Genomic DNA, 16,284 nt, shown 5'->3' with positions numbered 1-16,284 from the left:
GCGGCCGGGCCGCCCGGTCGGGCCGGGGGCGGGGGCGCCGGCGGACCGGCGTCGTCCGCGTTTGCCGGGAACCAGAGCTAGCGTAGGTGGGTGACTGAGCCTCCCAGGTCCCACCCACCCCACCCGCCGACCTGCCCGGCACGCTCGGTGAGCTGCGTGCCACCGGAGCGCGCTACCGCACCGTCAAGCAGGAACTGCGGGACAACCTCCTCGCCCGGCTGCGCTCCGGCGAGCCCCGTTTCCCGGGCATCGTCGGCTACGACGACACCGTGCTCCCCGAGGTGGAGCGCGCGCTGCTGGCCGGGCACGACATGGTGCTGCTCGGCGAGCGCGGCCAGGGCAAGACCCGGCTGATCCGGTCACTGGGGCAGTTGCTGGACGAGTGGACCCCGGTGATCCGCGGCTCCGAGCTGAACGAGCACCCCATGCACCCGCTGACCCCGGCCGCCCGCCGCGCGGTCGCCGAAGCCGGTGACGAGCTGCCGGTCGGCTGGCTGCACCGCTCGATGCGGTACGGCGAGAAGCTGGCCACCCCGGACACCAGCGTCGGTGACCTGATCGGCGACGTGGACCCGATCCGGGTCGCCCAGGGCCGTACCCTCGGCGATCCGGAGACGATCCACTTCGGGCTGGTACCCCGGACCAACCGGGGCATCTTCGCGGTCAACGAGCTGCCCGACCTGGCCGAACGGATCCAGGTGGCCCTGCTCAACGTGCTGGAGGAACGCGACATCCAGGTACGCGGCTACCAGCTCCGGCTGCCGCTGGACCTGCTCCTGGTGGCCAGCGCCAACCCGGAGGACTACACCAACCGGGGCCGGATCATCACCCCGCTCAAGGACCGGTTCGGCGCCGAGATCCGTACCCACTACCCGGTCGACCTGGAGCTGGAGCTGGCGCTGATCCGGCAGGAGGCGGCGCTGGTCGCGGCCGTCCCGGAACACGTGCTGGAGGTGCTGGCCCGGTTCGCCCGCGCGGTGCGCGAGTCGCCGTCGGTCGATCCCCGCTCCGGGGTCTCGGCCCGGTTCGCCATCGCCGCCGCCGAGACCGTCTCCGCCGCCGCGTTGCGCCGGGCCGGTCTGCTGAACGACGCCCCGGACCGCGAGGCGGTCGCCCGGGTCGGTGACGCGGTGTCGGTGACCAGCACCCTGCGCGGCAAGGTCGAGTTCGAGAGCGGCGAGGAGGGGCGGGAGATCGAGATCCTCGGCCACCTGCTGCGGACCGCCACCGCCGAGACGTTCCGGGCCCGGCTGGCCGGGCTGGACCTCTCCGGGTTCACCGCGCTGGTCGGCGAGGGGGCGGTGATCGAGACCGGTGAGCTGGTCGGCGCGACGGAGCTGCTGCGCCAGGTCGGCACCGTACCGGGGCTGGCCAAGGCGCTGGACCGGCTCGGCCTCGGCGACGCGCCCACCCCGGGGGAGGCCGCCGCCGGCATCGAGTTCGTGCTGGAGGGGCTGCACCTGACCCGCCGGCTGGCCAAGGACGTGACCGACGAGGGCCGTACCCGCTACGGCGGGCGCAGCCCGGACGCCGGCCGTCGGCCGGGCGGCGGCCGGGACCTCGGCGGGCGCCCGGACCGCGACGACGACCGGGCCTGACCGTGGCCGGCGGAAACCGCTTCCGGTACGGCTCCTGGCGCGGCGGGCCGGACCCGCTCGCGCCGCCCTACGACGTCCGGGCCGCGGTCGACTCGGTCGGCGCCGAGGTGCTGGACGGCGGCAGCCTGCGCGACGCGCTGCGCAACCTGCTGCGGCGCGGCCTCCAGGGGCGGGGCGGGCTGGACGACGTGCTCGCCCGGGCCCGCCGGTTGCGGCGGGAGGCGATGCGCCGGGGTGACCTGGACGGTGCCGTCACCCGGTCGCAGGCCCTGCTCGACCAGGCGCTCGCCGCCGAACGCGACGAACTGCGCGGCCGGGACGACGACGCGGCGCGGTTCGCCGAGGCGGTGCTGGACAACCTGCCCTCCTCGACCGCGCGGGCGGTGGAGGAGCTCTCCGGCTACGAGTGGGCCAGCGACGAGGCCCGGGCCAGTTACCAACGGATCCTCGACGGTCTGCGCCGGGACGTGCTGGAGCAGCGGTTCAGCGGCCTGCGGGACGCGATGCGCGGCGCCGCCGCCGACCCCGCCGCGCAGCGACAGCTGGCACAGATGCTGGGCGACCTCAACGACCTGCTGGCCCGGCACGACCGGGGCGAGGACACCACCGACGCGTTCGCCGAGTTCATGCGGCGGCACGGCGGGTTCTTCCCGGAGCGGCCGGAGACGGTGGACGAGCTGGTCGACGCGCTGGCCCGGCGGGCGGCGGCCGGGGAGCGGCTGATGCGGTCGCTGTCGCCGAGCCAGCGCGAGGAGCTGTCCGCTCTGATGGAGTCCGCACTCGGCCCGGAGCTGGCCGGCCAGCTCTCCGCGCTCGACGCCAACCTGCGCGCGCTGCGGCCGGACCTGGCCTGGGACCGCCGGGAGCGGGTCCGGGGCGACCAGCCGCTGGGCTACGGCGAGGCGGCCGGGGCGCTGGGCGAGATCGCCGACCTGGACGACCTGCTGGACCAGCTCGGGCAGGAGCATCCGGGGGCGACCCTGGACGACGTCGACGTGGAGGCGGTACGGCGCACCCTCGGCCGGGACGCCGCCGACGACGTACGCCGGCTGCGGGAGTTGGAACGTGAGCTGCGCCGGCAGGGCTGGGTGAGCCGGGGCGCGGACGGGCTGACGCTGAGCCCGAAGGCGCTGCGCCGGCTGGGCGGCACCGCGCTGCGGCGGATCTTCGCCGACCTGTCGACCGGGCGCCGGGGCCAGCACGAGCTGCGTTCGGCCGGCGCCGCCGGTGAGGTCACCGGGGCGTCCCGCCCCTGGGAGTACGGCGACGAGCAGCCGCTCGACGTGGTCCGTACGGTGGCCCGGGCGGTCGCGCGGTCCGGCGCCGGGGTGCCGGTGACGCTGGCGGTCGAGGACTTCGAGGTGGTGGAGACGGAACGGCGCGCCTCGGCGGCGGTGGCGCTCTGCGTCGACCTCTCCTTCTCGATGATCTCGGAGGGGCGCTGGGGGCCGATGAAGCAGACCGCGCTGGCGCTGTCGCATCTGGTCGCCACCCGGTTCCCGCAGGACTCGTTGCAGATCATCGGCTTCGGCCGGGAGGCGATGCCGCTGACCCAGCAGGAGCTGGCCGGGGTGGAGCCGGACATGGTGCAGGGGACCAACCTCCAGCACGCGCTGCGGCTGGCCGGCCGGCACCTGCGCCGGCACGCCGGTGCCGAGCCGGTGGTGCTGGTGGTCACCGACGGCGAGCCGACCGCGCACCTCGATCCCGACGACGGGGAGGCGGTCTTCAACTGGCCGCCGCTGCGGGAGACCATCGAGGCGACCGTGGTCGAGGTGGACAACCTGACCCGGTACGGCGCCACGATGAACCTCTTCATGCTCGGCGAGGATCCGGGGCTGCGCCGGTTCGTCGACGCGGTGGCCCGGCGCTCCGGCGGACGCGTCTTCACCCCGGAACTGGCCGACCTGGGCCAGTACGTCGTCTCGGACTACCTCCGGGCCCGCCGGGGCCGCCGCTGACCCGCCGGGATGCTGGTGTTCCGGGGTCGTCGGGGCGTCGCCGGAACACCAGGATCCACGGTGGAGTGATGCGTGGGAGCGTTCCCACGTTCTGGGACGGGCGGATCTAGGGGTGCACTGCGGCATTACGTTCCTGTTAACCGATGGGAGTCGATATGCTGCGACGTCAATCTCTGGGGCGGCTCTGCCTGGCGGGCGCGGTCGCCCTGCTCGGGCCGCTCGTCGCCCTCGGAGCGCCGTCTGCGGCGGCCCGGCCCGCGGCCGACGCCCCCGACCGGGTCGAGGCGGCCGCGGTCCCGCCGCTCGACCAGCTCACCGTCACCGGCACCCAGGTCGCCTTCGGACTGCAACGCCCGACCGCGATCACCGCACCCGACGACGGCAGCGGCCGGCTGCTGATCGCCGAGAAGCAGGGCACGATCCGGGTGTACCACCCGACGACCGGGCTCGCCGCCGCCCCGCTGCTGGACATCACCGACCGGGTCGACACCTCCGGCAACGAGCGCGGCCTGCTCGGCCTCGTCACCACCCCGGACTTCGCCCGGACCCACACCCTGTACGTCGCGTACACGGCGCTGCCGGACGGCGAGGTGACGCTGTCCCGGTTCGTCCTGGACACCGCCGGCCAGACGCCGGTGCCGCCCGACGCCGAGCAGGTGGTGCTGACCCAGCCGCACGCCCAGTACTCCAACCACAACGGCGGGCACGTCACGTTCGGCCCGGACGGCTACCTCTACTGGAGCATCGGCGACGGCGGCGGCTCCGACGACATACTCAACTCCGGGCAGAACCTCTCCACCCTGCTCGGTAAGATCCTCCGGCTGGACGTCTCCGGCCCGTGTGCCGGCCGCACCTACTGCGTGCCCGAGGACAACCCGTTCGTCGACACCCCGGGCGCCCGCCCGGAGATCTGGACGTACGGGCTGCGAAACCCGTGGAAGTTCTCGCACGACCCGGCGGACGGCTCCCTCTGGATCGCCGACGTCGGGCAGGGCACCTACGAGGAGATCGACCACCTCGCGGCCGACCAGGGCGGGGCCAACCTCGGCTGGTCCTGCCGGGAGGGTCCGGAGGTGTTCAACCCGCAGCGGTGCCAGACCGGCGCCGCGTACGTCGACCCGATCTACTCGTACCGGACCTCGACCGACGGTTGCGCCGTGATCGGCGGGTACGTCTACCGGGGGCGGGAGTTCGCCGACATCGCCACCGGCACCTACCTGGCCACCGACTACTGCTCCGGCAGCGCCTTCCTGGTCCGCCCGCCGGCCACCCCCGGCGGCGCCTACCAGACCCGGGCGCTCGGCGAGCTGACGATCCAGCCGACCAGCCTCGGCGAGGACGCCAACGGCGAGCTGTACCTGGTCAACGACCTGCCGGGCCAACTGCACCGGATCTCGTTCGGGGTCGCGGCCCCGCCGGTCGCCTGCCAGGTCAGCTACCGGGTCGACGAGCAGTGGGGTACCGGCTTCAACGCCACGGTGAGCCTCAGCAACACCGGCACCCGCCCGGTCGACGGGTGGACGGTCGGCTGGACCTTCCCCGCCGCGCAGCGGGCCGGCAGCTTCTACAACGCCGTCGGCAGCCAGCAGGGCACGGTGGTGACCGCCCGCAACGCGAGCTGGAACGGGGGCATCGCGCCGGGCGGCACGGTCTCGTTCAGCTTCCTCGCCTCGAACACCGGCCCCAATCCGGCGCCGACGGCCTTCACCATGAACGGCACCGCCTGCGGCTGAGCGTCGGGAGGCTCCCTCTGCCCGGGGGAGCCTCCCGCGCGTCCGTCCCTGTCTCCGCGGCAGACGCCGGCCTCGAAGGTGCCTCCGCGTCGCCGCCTGCGATCGCGGCCGTGCTGCGGACCGTTCTGGCCGGCCGGCGACGTTCCGTGACGCTCTCCGTCATCCGCCGACCGCTTCCTGATGCCGTGCGGTGCCGCCGTGGCGTGGCCGGCGCCCGGCAGGTGCTGCCAGGGCGGACGGTGTTGGCGGCCGGCTCACATTGACACCCTTAGCACGGTGAGTAACATAGATGAAAGTCAATCGATCGCGTGGCTCCCACCCTTCCGGACGGTGCACTCGCTCCGCACCGTCCGGCACGGTCGCCCGCCCCGAGGGGAGCACGTTCCAGTCGATCCGCCCCCACCACACCTGGAGGATCAACAATGCGCTTCCATCGCTATCGGTCGCGGCTGGGATCAGTCGCGGCCGTGGTCGCCCTGGTCGCCGCGAGCGGAGCGGCCATCACCGTCGCCGCGCCCGCCGCCGCCGACAACCCGAACTGGGGCACCACCCTGCCGCCGGCGGACGCACCCACCAGCCGGGCGTACGACCTGATCGCCACCGCCAACGAGAAGGGCTACCTGCCGCGCTCCGGCGAGTGCTCGGTGCAGGTCCACGCGCGGTACTGGACGTACGGGCCGGACGGCAAGGTCTACCCGACCTGGCACCCGAGCCGGGACCCGAGCGGCTGCAACTTCGGGCACGAACACGGTGACGACCCCCGGCCGTCGGACCTGTTCAGCACGGTCAACTGGCCGGCCTTCGGCTTCACCAGCGAGGTGATGCTGGACAACATGGCCGAGCACAGCCACCGGCACGAGGACCACGTCGGGCACAAGGTCCTCACGGTCAACAACGTCAACGTGATCCAGGGCGACAACGGCACCAGCTTCTTCCCGCCCCAGGGCACCACGATCGCCGTCTGCGACGTGCTGCTCAAGTTCCACCAGGGCACCCACTCGCCGGACGCATTCACCAACAACGTCCACGAGCTGCTCTTCAACCAGCGCTGCACCGCGAGCAACGGCGGCCAGGTCACCGAGGCCCGGTACAACGCGATGATCCCGCTCGGGCGGGCCGGGGGATTCAGCCCCAGCGAATGCCCGGGCTTCGGCGGCCAGTTCATCACCGTCGCGCCCCCGGTGCCGGCGGACTCGCCCTCGGACACCCGGTCGCTGGGCCGGCTGATCACCGAGCCGGGCTGCATCCAGGCGATCCGGGAAGGCCGCACCCACTACGACCCGCTCTACCCCAACCCGGTGCCGTTCACCGTGTCCGACATGGACGACTTCTGGTTCTCCGACGTCCAGGTGACGGGCGCCGGGCTCAACTTCCGCATCGCGCCGCTGTTCTACGTGGTCAACCCGTCGCGCTACTACGACCCGTCCAAGCCCAACAACCTGGGCCGGATCGTGGACCTGTGCTACACGGACCTCGCGGGTGGCGACTACTGCAACCAGGCCCGCCAGGCCGGGCAGAACCTCGCCTGGGACGACCCGCGTTCGCCGTTCAAGGGCACCCTGCGGGAATTCCGGCCGGGCACCTTCCAGGTGCAGAACAGCGGCGCCACCACGGTCTACACCGACGTGTACGGCCGCAACGCCTCGACCACGCGGTTCGCCGGCTCCATCCAGCAGTACTTCTCCGGCAACCAGAGCGCCCAGATGTACGTCCGTGGCGCCACCCGGGACTACGCCGCGAACGGCGTACACGCCCCGAACTGACTGAGTAAGGAAGGGCCCCTTCCTATCGTTTTTTGTATAGGAAGGGGCCCTTCCTAACACCTCATCCGGCCGGCAGCTCAGCCACGGAAGGTGCGGCGGTAGGTGCTCGGTGCCACCCCGATGTGCCGGTGCAGCTGCTGGCGCAGCGCGGCAGCGGTACCGAAGCCGGCGCGGCGGGCCACCTGGTCCACCCCGAGGTCGGTGCTCTCCAGCAGCAGCCGGGCGTGCTCGGTGCGCTGCTGGAGCAGCCAGCGGGCCGGACTGAGCCCGGTCTCGGCCCGGAACCGCCGGGTGAAGGTCCGTACGCTCATGCTGGCGTGCGCGGCCATCGCCGGCAGGGTCAGCGGCTCGTGCAGCCGGTGGGAGATCCAGTCCCGGGTCCGGGCGGTGCCGGCGTCGCCGTTCTCCGGCAGCGGGCGCTGGATGTACTGCGCCTGGCCCCCCTCGCGCCACGGCGGCACCACGCAGCGCCGGGCCGCCCGGTTGGCCACCCCGCTGCCGTGGTCGGTCCGGATCACGTGCAGGCAGAGGTCGATCCCGGCGGCCACCCCGGCCGAGGTCAGCACCGCGCCGTCGTCGACGAAGAGCACGTCGGGGTCCAGGCGTACCCGGGGGTGCAGCGCGCGGAACCGACCCGCGTACGCCCAGTGCGTGGTGGCCGGCCTCCCGTCGAGCAGGCCGGTGGCGGCCAGCACGAACGAGCCGGTGCAGATGGACATGATCCGGGCGCCCCGGTGGTGGGCCCGGCGGAGCGCGCGGGCTACCGCCGGGTCGACGGTGCCCTCGTGCAGCGCCGGGCCGTCGTGGACGCCCGGCACGATCACGGTGTCCGCCTCGTCCAGCACCGACAGGCCGTGGTCGGGGAGCACCTGGAAGCCGGCGGTGCTGCGCACCGGCCGCCGGCCGGCGGTGGCGGTGGTGACGGCGTAGAGCGGGGTGCCGCCGGAGTCCCGGGCGGTGCCGAAGACCTGCGCCGGAACGCCCAGGTCGAGCCCGACCACCGAGTCGAGGGCCAGCACCACGATCCGATGCGGTCCGGGCCGATCCACGGCGGGCGACGCGGCGTCCGTACTGGTCGAGTCGGGTGTCCCGGTCGCGGTACCCATGATCGGACTCCTTCCGGTAGGTGGCCCGATTCTTGCGCATCATGGCTGTCCGGCCACTCGTCGACATTCGATGGTAAGGCCCAGACTGGCCCGGTGACCCGTACCCGCCGTCTGCATCCCGCCTGGCTGGTCGCCGCCGTCGCCTTCGTCGCGCTGGTCGGTGCCGCCGGGTTCCGCGCCACCCCGTCCGTCCTGCTGCACCCGCTGCACGCCGAGTTCGGCTGGCCGCTGGCCACCATCTCCGCCGCGGTCTCGGTCAACCTGCTGCTGTTCGGCCTCACCGCGCCGTTCGCCGCCGCCCTGATGGACCGGTTCGGCATCCGCCGGGTGGTGGCGGTCGCGCTGACCCTGGTGGCCGCCGGCAGCGGGCTCACCGTCTTCATGCGGACCAGCGCGGAGCTGATCCTCTGCTGGGGGGTGCTGGTCGGGCTCGGCACCGGTTCGATGGCGCTGGCCTTCGTGGCGACCGTCACCGGACGCTGGTTCGTGCACCGGCGGGGGCTGGTCACGGGCATCCTCACCGCCGGCGGGGCGGCCGGGCAGCTCGTCTTCCTGCCGCTGCTGGCCCGGCTCGTCGAGGCGTACGGCTGGCGGAGCGCGTCGCTCGTGGTGGCCGGGGCCGCGCTGGCGGTCGTACCCCTGGTGGGGTGGCTGCTCCGCGACCACCCGGCGGATCTGGGCCTGCCGCCCTACGGCGGCAGCGAGGTCGTGCCGCGCCCGGCCCCGGCCGGCGGGGCGGGGGCGCGGGCGCTCCGCTCGCTCGGCCAGGCCGCCCGGACCCGGCCGGCGGGGCGGGGGCGCGGGCGCTCCGCTCGCTCGGCCAGGCCGCCCGGACCCGGCCGTTCTGGCTGCTCGCCGGCGGCTTCGCGATCTGCGGCGCCACCACCAACGGCCTGGTCGGCACCCACTTCATCCCGGCGGCGCACGACCACGGGATGGCCCAGACCACCGCCGCCGGGCTGCTCGCCCTGGTCGGGCTCTTCGACATCGTCGGTACGGTCGCCTCGGGCTGGCTGACCGACCGGGTGGACAGCCGGCTCCTGCTCGGCGGCTACTACGCGCTGCGTGGCGCGTCGCTGCTGGTGCTGCCGAGCCTGTTCGCCGACTCCGCGCGGCCGAGCATGCTGGTCTTCATCGTCTTCTACGGGCTGGACTGGGTGGCGACGGTGCCGCCGACGGTGGCGCTCTGCCGGGAGTACTTCGGGGCGGACGGTGCGGTGGTCTTCGGCTGGGTCTTCGCCTCCCACCAGCTCGGCGCGGCGGTCGCGGCCACCGGCGCGGGACTGGTCCGGGACCGGCTCGGCGACTACGCCCTCGCCTGGTACGCCGCCGGGGCGCTCGCGATCGGCGCCGCGCTGCTCTCGGTGCTGCTGCGCCGCCCGGTGGCCGCGCCCCCTGCCGTCGCCGCCCCCGCCGTCGGGCCGGCTGCGACCGCCGGGGCGGGCCCGGCCGGTGGCGGTGCGAGCCCGGTCGGTGGCGGTGCGGGCCCGGTCAGTTCGGCTGCTGCGTCCACTGTTGGTTCGGCGTCCCCAGGCAGCTGAGTTGCCGCAGCGGCACCCCGGGGCCCGGGTTGGCGTCCGGCAGGTCGAGGCACTTGCCGCTGTTGACACTGACCAGCGCGACCGGACCGGTGCCGGCGGCCGGGCCGGTGCCGGCGGGGACCAGCCGCCACTGCTGGTTGGCCCCGCCGTTGCAGGACCACTGCTGCACCGCCGCGCCGTCGTCCCGGCTCACCCCGTACACGTCGAGGCACTTTCCGCTCGCCGTGTTGACCAGGGTGACGACGTCCGGGCCGACCGGGGTCGGCTGCCAGCGCTGGCTCGGGGCGCCGGTGCAGGCCGCCTGCCGCGCGGCGGCCCCCTCGGGGTTCCCGGTACCGAGGACGTCCAGGCAGAGGCCGGAGACCGCCGAGCGCAGCACCCGTACGTCGGTGGGGCCGAGGGTCGGCGCGGTGCTCGGGGTGGGCGTCGGACCCGGCGTGGTGCCGGGGGTGCTGCTGCCGGCCGCCGCCCCACCCGAGGCCGAGGGCGAGCGGTCGGTACCGGGCGTCGGCAGCCCGGCGACCGAGGGTGTCCCGTCCCCGCCGGTCAGCAGGCCGGTGGCGAAGAGGACGCCGAGCAGCACGCCGGTGGCACCGACGGCCAGGGCCGCCAGCAGCAGAGGATCCGGGCGCCGGCGGCGGCCGTACACCGTGCCGCCGGGGGAGCGGGTCGGCTCCCGGTGGCCGGGAATGTCGTACTCGGGCATAGGGGCATGGTCGCCCAGGGGTGGCGGCCCTGGCCAGTCGGCCCCCGGCGTGGCGCGGATGTCGTACGGGGCGCTGTCGGGAGGCTGACAGTCGAGTGACGGATACGCGACAGGTGATTACTCAAAGTCACGACACGATTACTCCATGACTGGTGGTGTGCTCAGCCTGGCGGTTTCCGGGCCGGTACCCGGAAGTGTGCGCGACGACGCCGAGGCGGCCACCGCGCTGCTCAGGGAGCTGCACGCCCGAACGATCCTCCAGGTCGCCCGGCCCGGCGACGAGGGTACGGGACCCGGCCGGGCACCGGCCCGCGCCGCCCCGCTCGACCGCTTCGACCTCGGTCCCAGCCAGCGGCCGGGTCCCGGCGGCGGGCCCAAGGGCGGCGGCTCGGCCGGGGCGTTCGCCGAACTGGTGGTCACCGGTCTCTTCTCGGCCTCCACCGTGGCCGCGCTGGCCCAGGTGGTGGTCGCCTTCGTCCAGCGCGGCTCCGCCCGGCGGATCACCCTGCGCGACGGCCAACGGACGCTGACCATCAGCGACCCCTCAGAGGAGAGCGAACGGACGATCGCGGAGTGGCTGGGGGTCGCGCCGACGGCGGGACCACCAGCGTCGGGCCCGACGCAGAGCGGCGCCGGGTCCGGTGCCGACTAGCCCGCGGGTCGGCCGGTACGCGCTGCTCGTCGCCGTCGGGGAGTACGACGATCCGTCCCTGGACCAGCTCCGGGCCCCGGAACAGGACGTGGAGCGGCTGGCGGCGGTGCTGGAGGACCCGGCCGTGGGCAACTTCACCGTCCGCACCCTCCAGGACGCGGCGGACAACGAGGTACGGCGGGAGATCGAGGACCTGCTCACCGATCGGGCCAATGACGACCTGGTGCTGGTCTACTTCTCCTGCCACGGCATCGTCGACCCGTTCCACCGGCTCTACTTCGCCGCCACCAACACCGTACGGACCCGGCCGGCGAGCACCGCCATCTCGCGGTCGTTCGTCAACGAGCAACTGGAGGCGTGCCGGGCCGCCGCGAAGGTGCTCGTCCTGGACTGCTGCTTCGCCGGGGCGTTCGCCGAGGGCTTCAAGGCCGCCCCGCAGGGCGCACTGGAGGGACAGGTCGGGCGCGGGTACGTGGTGCTCAGCGCCTGTGACAGCTACGAGTACGCCTTCGAGTCCGACGGCCTGGTGGAGTCGGCGCCGCGCGGTTCGATCTTCACCGACGTCCTGCTGGAGGGGCTGGCGACCGGCGGGGCGGACCTCGACGGCGACGGCCGGATCGGGGTGGACGAGCTGTTCCGGTACGTGCACGACGGGGTGGTCCGGCGCCGACCGGACCAGAAGCCGAAGTGGAGCGCGTACAACGCCGAGCCGCACATCTACCTGGCGAACGCGATGGCGGCCTCGCGCGACGGTGCCGGCGGCCGGACCGGTGGCCGGGGCGAGGTGGCCAAGTCGTCCGCCCCGCCCCGGCCGACCAACTACAACCGGCACCAGGCCATCGTCGCGCGCGGCTTCCGGGCCGGCGCCGACCTGGTCCGCCGGACCTACGGCCCGCTCGGCCGGCGGGTGCTGGTCGAGGACGAGACCGGCGCGTACCACGAGCTGGGCGACGCGACCAGCGTGGTCCGGATCTTCACCGCGCACGACACCCGGGACGCGATCGGCACCAGCTACGTGCGGGAGCTGGTGGAGGGGGTACGGCACCGGGTCGGCGCCGGCGCCACCACCACCGTCGTGCTGGCCCAGGCCATGATGGACGCCGCCTCGGCGGCACTGCGGGCCGGCGCCAACCCGGTGGCCCTGCGCCGGGGGATCGAGTCGGCCACCCTGGACGTGCTCACCGAGCTGGCCGCCATCGCGGTGCCGGTGGAGACGAAGGAGCACCTGCGGGCGGTCTCCACGATCGCCTCCGGGGACGAGGTGATCGGCGACCTGCTCGCGGCGGCGATGGAGAAGGTCGGCAAGGACGGCGTGATCACGGTCGAGGAGAGCAACCTGTTCGGCCTCGAACTCGAACTCACCGAGGGGATGCGGGTGCCGGCCGGGCACGTCTCGCCGTACTTCGTGACCGATCCGGAGGAGGCCGAGGCGGTGCTCGACGAACCGGCCATCCTCATCGTCGACCAGCGCCTGGGCACCGTACGGGCGCTGGAAGCGTTCCTGGAGGCGGCCGGCCGGCAGGGGCGCCCGCTGGCGGTCTTCGCGCACGACATCCGGGACGCCGCGCTGACCGCCCTGATCGTCGGCAAGGTGCGGCAGCGGCTGAACTCGGTCGCGGTACGGCTGTACTGGCCGGACGAGGAGCGCCGGACGCTGATGGAGGACCTGGCCGTGCTCACCCGGGCCACCGTGGTCGGCGACACCCCGCAGGGCTCGGCCGAGGACGTCGCCGGGCTGCTCGGCACGGCCCGCCGGGTCATCACGACGCGCCGGCACACCACGCTGGTGGACGGGGCGGGCGACCGGGAGGCGATCCGGCGGCGGATCGGGCAGATCCGGGCCGACCTGGACCGGCACGACCCGGGCGCGGACCGCCAGCTGCTGCGGGACCGGCTGGCCCGGCTCAGTGGCGGGGTGGCGGTGATCCGGGTCGGCGAGTCGACCGAGGGACAGTTGAAGAAGCGCAAGCGGCAGATCGACGACGCGGTCCGTACCGCGCGGGCCGCCGTCGAGTGGGGACTGGTTCCGGGGGGCGGGGCCGCCCTGCTCACCGTCGCCGGCCGGATCGGCGACCGGCGCTCGCGCGGCGGCGACGAGGCGGCCGGGTACGCGGTGGTGGTCGGCGCGCTGGAGGCGCCGTACCAGGAGCTGATGCGCAACGCCGGGCGCAATCCCGTCGCCGGCCCGGCCGACCTGCGCCGACGCGGTCCGGGGATCACCTTCGACATGGTCTCCGGGACCTACGTGACCGCGTTGGACGCGGGGATCATCGACGCCGCCGCGACCCTGCGGGAGGCGGTCACCGCCGCCGCCGGGGTGGTCACCCGGTACCTGATGATCGCCTGAGAGGCGCCGGGCCGTGCCGGGGCCGGGCGGTGGGCGGGTGGCCGGCGCCGGGGAGAACCCGGCACCGGCCCCAGCCCATGCTGCTACGTGGTGCCGCCAACGTGCAGCAGGTCAGCGAGGCGCTCGGCGACCGGTTGCGCCTCCAGGTGCAGCCAGGAGACGTTCAGTTGGTCGTCTCCGAGCACGGCGAGCAGCACCTCGTCGCTCACCTCGTACACGGTGAAGTAGCCCTGGTGGCTGTGCACCGTGAGTTCGCGCAGGGGGCCCTGCCGGAGGGTCAGGCCGCACTGGCGGCCGACCCCGAAGGTGGTCGCGGCGAGGGCGGCGAGATCCAGCGGTTCGGGGCCGACGGCGAGGTCGTGGCCGATCAGGCGTCCGTCGACCCCCGCGAGGACGCAGCCGCGTACGCCCGGAACGCGGTCCCGGAGCGTGCCCAGCTCGGAGTGGACGGCCCGCCGGCCCGGTTGCCCGGTCCCGGTGGCGCCGGCGACCGGCGGCAACGCGGCACCGGCGGCGGTCTCGGGGATCATCTCGGCGCCACCGCTGTCGAGCCGGGCGCCCGGGGCACGGCGGGGCAGCGGGTCGACGCCGACACCGGGTGGGGCCGGCAGAAACTGGGTCACGGCTGCCTCACTCCTCGGCGCCCGGGTGCGGGCGGGCGGCGCACGGGCGGACGGCGGCCGGGACGGTACGGCGGGAGGGCGGGTCGCCCGCGCGGAAACTGAGCGGCCGGTTCTGGTGGTTCGCCACCGACAGTGCCTCCATTCTTCGTTGAACGTCACTGCCCTCGATGCCGTACTGACTGGACGGTCGGCATCGGTGGGCGGCGGCCGGTCTGACGCGCGCGTGCCACTCTGGAGCGAGGGTTGCACGCCGGCGTGCGCGTTTCATCTCTCACGACGGTTATTTGTCTGTGCAGCTAACTTACTGTTGACCCGTCCGCGAGGGAACAGGGCGATCCGTCCGATCTTGCCTGGCCTGGGCAGTCGCCCCTCATTCAGCGCCACTGCGCACAGTGACCAGAACGCAGAGTAGTCGCCGGCCGGTCGGGTGGCCCCGAGGAGTGGACGGAGCCGGAGCAGATGTGCCAGAGTGCCGGGTGAGCGACATTTACGGACGTGACTATTTAGTGTGCTGAAGCGGAGAGAGCGCTGTGTTGTCCACCGATGCCCCGACCGGGACGGGTGAGCGGCCTTGATGCCGGTCGGGGCGGGATCCCTGTTGGAGTACCGGGTGACGGAGGCGGTGGTCGCCTGCGTCGGGCTGGTCCGGGTGGAGGAGTCCTGCTTCTGCCTCACCGACCCCGACCCGCCGCCGCGCTGGCACTGGCAGGCCAACGCCCGGGACAACGGACTGGTCGGCGCGACCGAGGGGGCGGCGCTGGTGCGTACCGGCTGCGGTGCCGGATGGGTCAACCTCGCCGTCGAACTCTACGCCCGGCGCCCCGTGCCGCAGACCGCCGGCTGGGACGACGCGGTCGAGATCTCCTACCGTACGGCGGTCGGCGAGTCCTACCTCGGATCGCGCCGGGGCGCCGGCACGGACTATCCCCGGATCAGCTTCCAGGGCCCGGGCAGCTACCGGATCCGGGTGCACGCCCGGGGGCGGGACCTGCCGCCGGACGGGCCGGGCGCGGGCCGGGTGGAGGAGGAGTACCTGCTCCAGGTCTGGCGGGCGCCGGCCGGACGCACCGAGATCCTGCGCGCGCCGGCCGGCTGAGCCCCGTCGACCCGCGCGCCGCCGGCCGGACCCCGGCGGGCGGCCGTACGGTGGGCCGGTGAGCGAGGCGATCTGGGCGGCGGTCCGCGACCTGCGCGCCTGGTTGGACCGGGCCAACGGCGCGGACCGCCCCGAGTTGACCTGCCGCGTCCTGAAGGTGGCCGAGGAGGCGGGCGAGGCGGCCGGGGCGTGGATCGGCATGATCGGCCAGAACCCGCGCAAGGGCGTCAGCCACGACCGGGACGACGTAGCCGCCGAACTGGCCGACGTGGCGCTCGCCGCGCTGGTGGCGATCGAGAGCCTCGACCTCGACGCCCGGCGGGTGCTCGCCGCCCGCGCCGACCGGGTCCGGCGCCGCGCCGGGGAGCCGGGGTCCGCCGCCGACGGCTGAGCCGTCCGGCCGCGACCGGTGTGCCACGTTCCGGCGTACCCGGACGGGTTGTCCGGCACGGGTCGCCGCGCGCGCGGCACGCTCGGCTGGTCGGTCCGCCGCCGCGTACCCGACCGCCGGTGGGACCGTCCCGACCGGTGCGGCGGCGGTGCGCCGACGGCCGGCGCGCCCACGACCGTGGTGCACCGGCGCGCCGGTGTCCGATCGGCGCCACCGGTCCAGCGTCGTGCCGGTGGCGCCCCGGGGCGGCCGGCGCGCAGACCTGGAGTGGAGGACGAATTGTCACCGTCCGATGTGGATGCCCTGGCCGAGCCGGTCGGTGTGGACCGGCCGGCGGAGCCGGCCGGGTTGGTCGAGGTGCCGGCCGGTTTGGTCGAGGTGCCGGCCGGTTTGGTCGAGGTGCCGGCCGGTTTGGTCGAGGTGCCGGCCGGTTTGGTCGAGGTGCCGCAGCCGCCCTACGTGACCGTGGAGGACGTCCGGTTCGCGGTGCGGGCGGTGGTGACCCACGCGCCCGCCGGGGCGATCTGCCGGCACGACCGACGCGTACACCCGTGTCGGCTGCACCGCTGGGGGCGCCGGGTCCTCGACCGGTACGGCGTGCCGGCGCCACGGATCGACGAGTTGATCGCCAGCGGCGACCCCGAGGCGGGGCCGGCGCCCACAGGGGCCGGCGCCACTGTCACAACGGGTCATTGGCCAATCACCCCAGCGTCAGCTGCCGTTTTCGGCGGTGGTGGCCGCGTGTCCGGTGCTATAGCGTGATGGAC

The 16,284-nt window shown here is 74.2% G+C and carries 13 protein-coding genes and 1 pseudogene; 11 read left to right on the top strand and 3 right to left on the bottom strand.

Annotated elements, in window-relative coordinates:
- Positions 1-269: 269 nt before the first annotated feature.
- The 4 genes from ACQEUR_RS12485 (at position 270) to ACQEUR_RS12470 (ending at position 7,055) form a co-directional block, all read left to right on the top strand.
- Positions 270-1,598 carry a sigma 54-interacting transcriptional regulator gene (locus ACQEUR_RS12485; protein WP_433029660.1) on the top strand — a complete coding sequence of 443 codons (1,329 nt, stop codon included), beginning with the start codon at positions 270-272 and terminating at the stop codon, positions 1,596-1,598.
- A gap of 2 nt (positions 1,599-1,600) precedes the next feature.
- On the top strand, positions 1,601-3,559 hold the full coding sequence (locus ACQEUR_RS12480; protein WP_433029658.1) for a vWA domain-containing protein: 1,959 nt from the start codon (positions 1,601-1,603) through the stop codon (positions 3,557-3,559).
- A 155-nt stretch (positions 3,560-3,714) separates the two neighbouring features.
- Positions 3,715-5,292 (top strand): PQQ-dependent sugar dehydrogenase, encoded by a 1,578-nt coding sequence (locus tag ACQEUR_RS12475; RefSeq protein ID WP_433029656.1) that lies wholly within the window; start codon positions 3,715-3,717, stop codon positions 5,290-5,292.
- A 422-nt stretch (positions 5,293-5,714) separates the two neighbouring features.
- Positions 5,715-7,055, top strand: a complete 1,341-nt coding sequence (locus ACQEUR_RS12470) for a hypothetical protein (RefSeq protein WP_433029654.1) — start codon at positions 5,715-5,717, stop codon at positions 7,053-7,055.
- A 77-nt stretch (positions 7,056-7,132) separates the two neighbouring features.
- Here ACQEUR_RS12470 and ACQEUR_RS12465 read toward each other — a convergent pair whose 3' ends face one another.
- A complete protein-coding gene (locus ACQEUR_RS12465; protein ID WP_433029652.1) occupies positions 7,133-8,161 on the bottom strand; it encodes a GlxA family transcriptional regulator in 1,029 nt (342 codons plus the stop codon).
- Here ACQEUR_RS12465 and ACQEUR_RS12460 point away from each other — a divergent pair.
- A pseudogene (locus ACQEUR_RS12460) lies at positions 8,084-8,794 on the top strand (MFS transporter); the annotation flags it as partial. The gene ACQEUR_RS12465 and the pseudogene ACQEUR_RS12460 overlap by 78 nt on opposite strands.
- A gap of 14 nt (positions 8,795-8,808) precedes the next feature.
- Positions 8,809-9,702: an MFS transporter gene (locus ACQEUR_RS12455; RefSeq protein ID WP_433029650.1), complete on the top strand. Its 894-nt coding sequence runs from the start codon at positions 8,809-8,811 to the stop codon at positions 9,700-9,702.
- On the opposite strand, the gene ACQEUR_RS12450 is transcribed toward ACQEUR_RS12455, so the two are convergent.
- Positions 9,653-10,408 (bottom strand): RICIN domain-containing protein, encoded by a 756-nt coding sequence (locus tag ACQEUR_RS12450; RefSeq protein ID WP_433029648.1) that lies wholly within the window; start codon positions 10,406-10,408, stop codon positions 9,653-9,655. The two genes, ACQEUR_RS12455 and ACQEUR_RS12450, sit on opposite strands and share 50 nt — an antisense overlap.
- A 145-nt stretch (positions 10,409-10,553) precedes the next feature.
- On the opposite strand from ACQEUR_RS12450, the gene ACQEUR_RS12445 reads away from it, so the two are divergent.
- Together ACQEUR_RS12445 and groEL are read left to right on the top strand one after the other, a co-directional pair.
- Positions 10,554-11,060: an effector-associated constant component EACC1 gene (locus ACQEUR_RS12445; RefSeq protein ID WP_433029646.1), complete on the top strand. Its 507-nt coding sequence runs from the start codon at positions 10,554-10,556 to the stop codon at positions 11,058-11,060.
- Positions 11,050-13,407, top strand: coding sequence for a chaperonin GroEL (gene groEL, locus ACQEUR_RS12440; RefSeq protein ID WP_433029644.1), 2,358 nt, complete (start codon positions 11,050-11,052; stop codon positions 13,405-13,407). The genes ACQEUR_RS12445 and groEL overlap by 11 nt, the downstream gene beginning before the upstream one ends.
- A gap of 83 nt (positions 13,408-13,490) precedes the next feature.
- On the opposite strand, the gene ACQEUR_RS12435 is transcribed toward groEL, so the two are convergent.
- On the bottom strand, positions 13,491-14,030 hold the full coding sequence (locus ACQEUR_RS12435; protein ID WP_433029642.1) for a roadblock/LC7 domain-containing protein: 540 nt from the start codon (positions 14,028-14,030) through the stop codon (positions 13,491-13,493).
- Between the two features lie 610 nt (positions 14,031-14,640).
- Between ACQEUR_RS12435 and ACQEUR_RS12430 the strand changes: the two genes are divergently transcribed.
- The 3 genes from ACQEUR_RS12430 to ACQEUR_RS12420 all read left to right on the top strand — a co-directional run bounded on the left by ACQEUR_RS12430 (position 14,641) and on the right by ACQEUR_RS12420 (position 16,279).
- Positions 14,641-15,126, top strand: a complete 486-nt coding sequence (locus ACQEUR_RS12430) for a hypothetical protein (RefSeq protein ID WP_433029640.1) — start codon at positions 14,641-14,643, stop codon at positions 15,124-15,126.
- Positions 15,127-15,184: 58 nt separating this feature from the next.
- Complete coding sequence (locus ACQEUR_RS12425; protein WP_433029638.1) at positions 15,185-15,517, top strand: hypothetical protein; 333 nt, start codon at positions 15,185-15,187, stop codon at positions 15,515-15,517.
- A gap of 279 nt (positions 15,518-15,796) precedes the next feature.
- The gene (locus ACQEUR_RS12420) at positions 15,797-16,279 is read left to right on the top strand and encodes a hypothetical protein (protein ID WP_433029636.1); all 483 of its coding nucleotides are present in this window, start codon (positions 15,797-15,799) and stop codon (positions 16,277-16,279) included.
- The last annotated feature ends 5 nt before the right edge of the window (positions 16,280-16,284 follow it).

This window comes from Plantactinospora sp. CA-290183, from assembly GCF_050936375.1.
GTDB lineage: Bacteria > Actinomycetota > Actinomycetes > Mycobacteriales > Micromonosporaceae > Plantactinospora.
The sequence above is the reverse complement of the archived record's forward strand: the minus strand, read 5'-3'. Positions and strand labels throughout refer to the sequence as shown.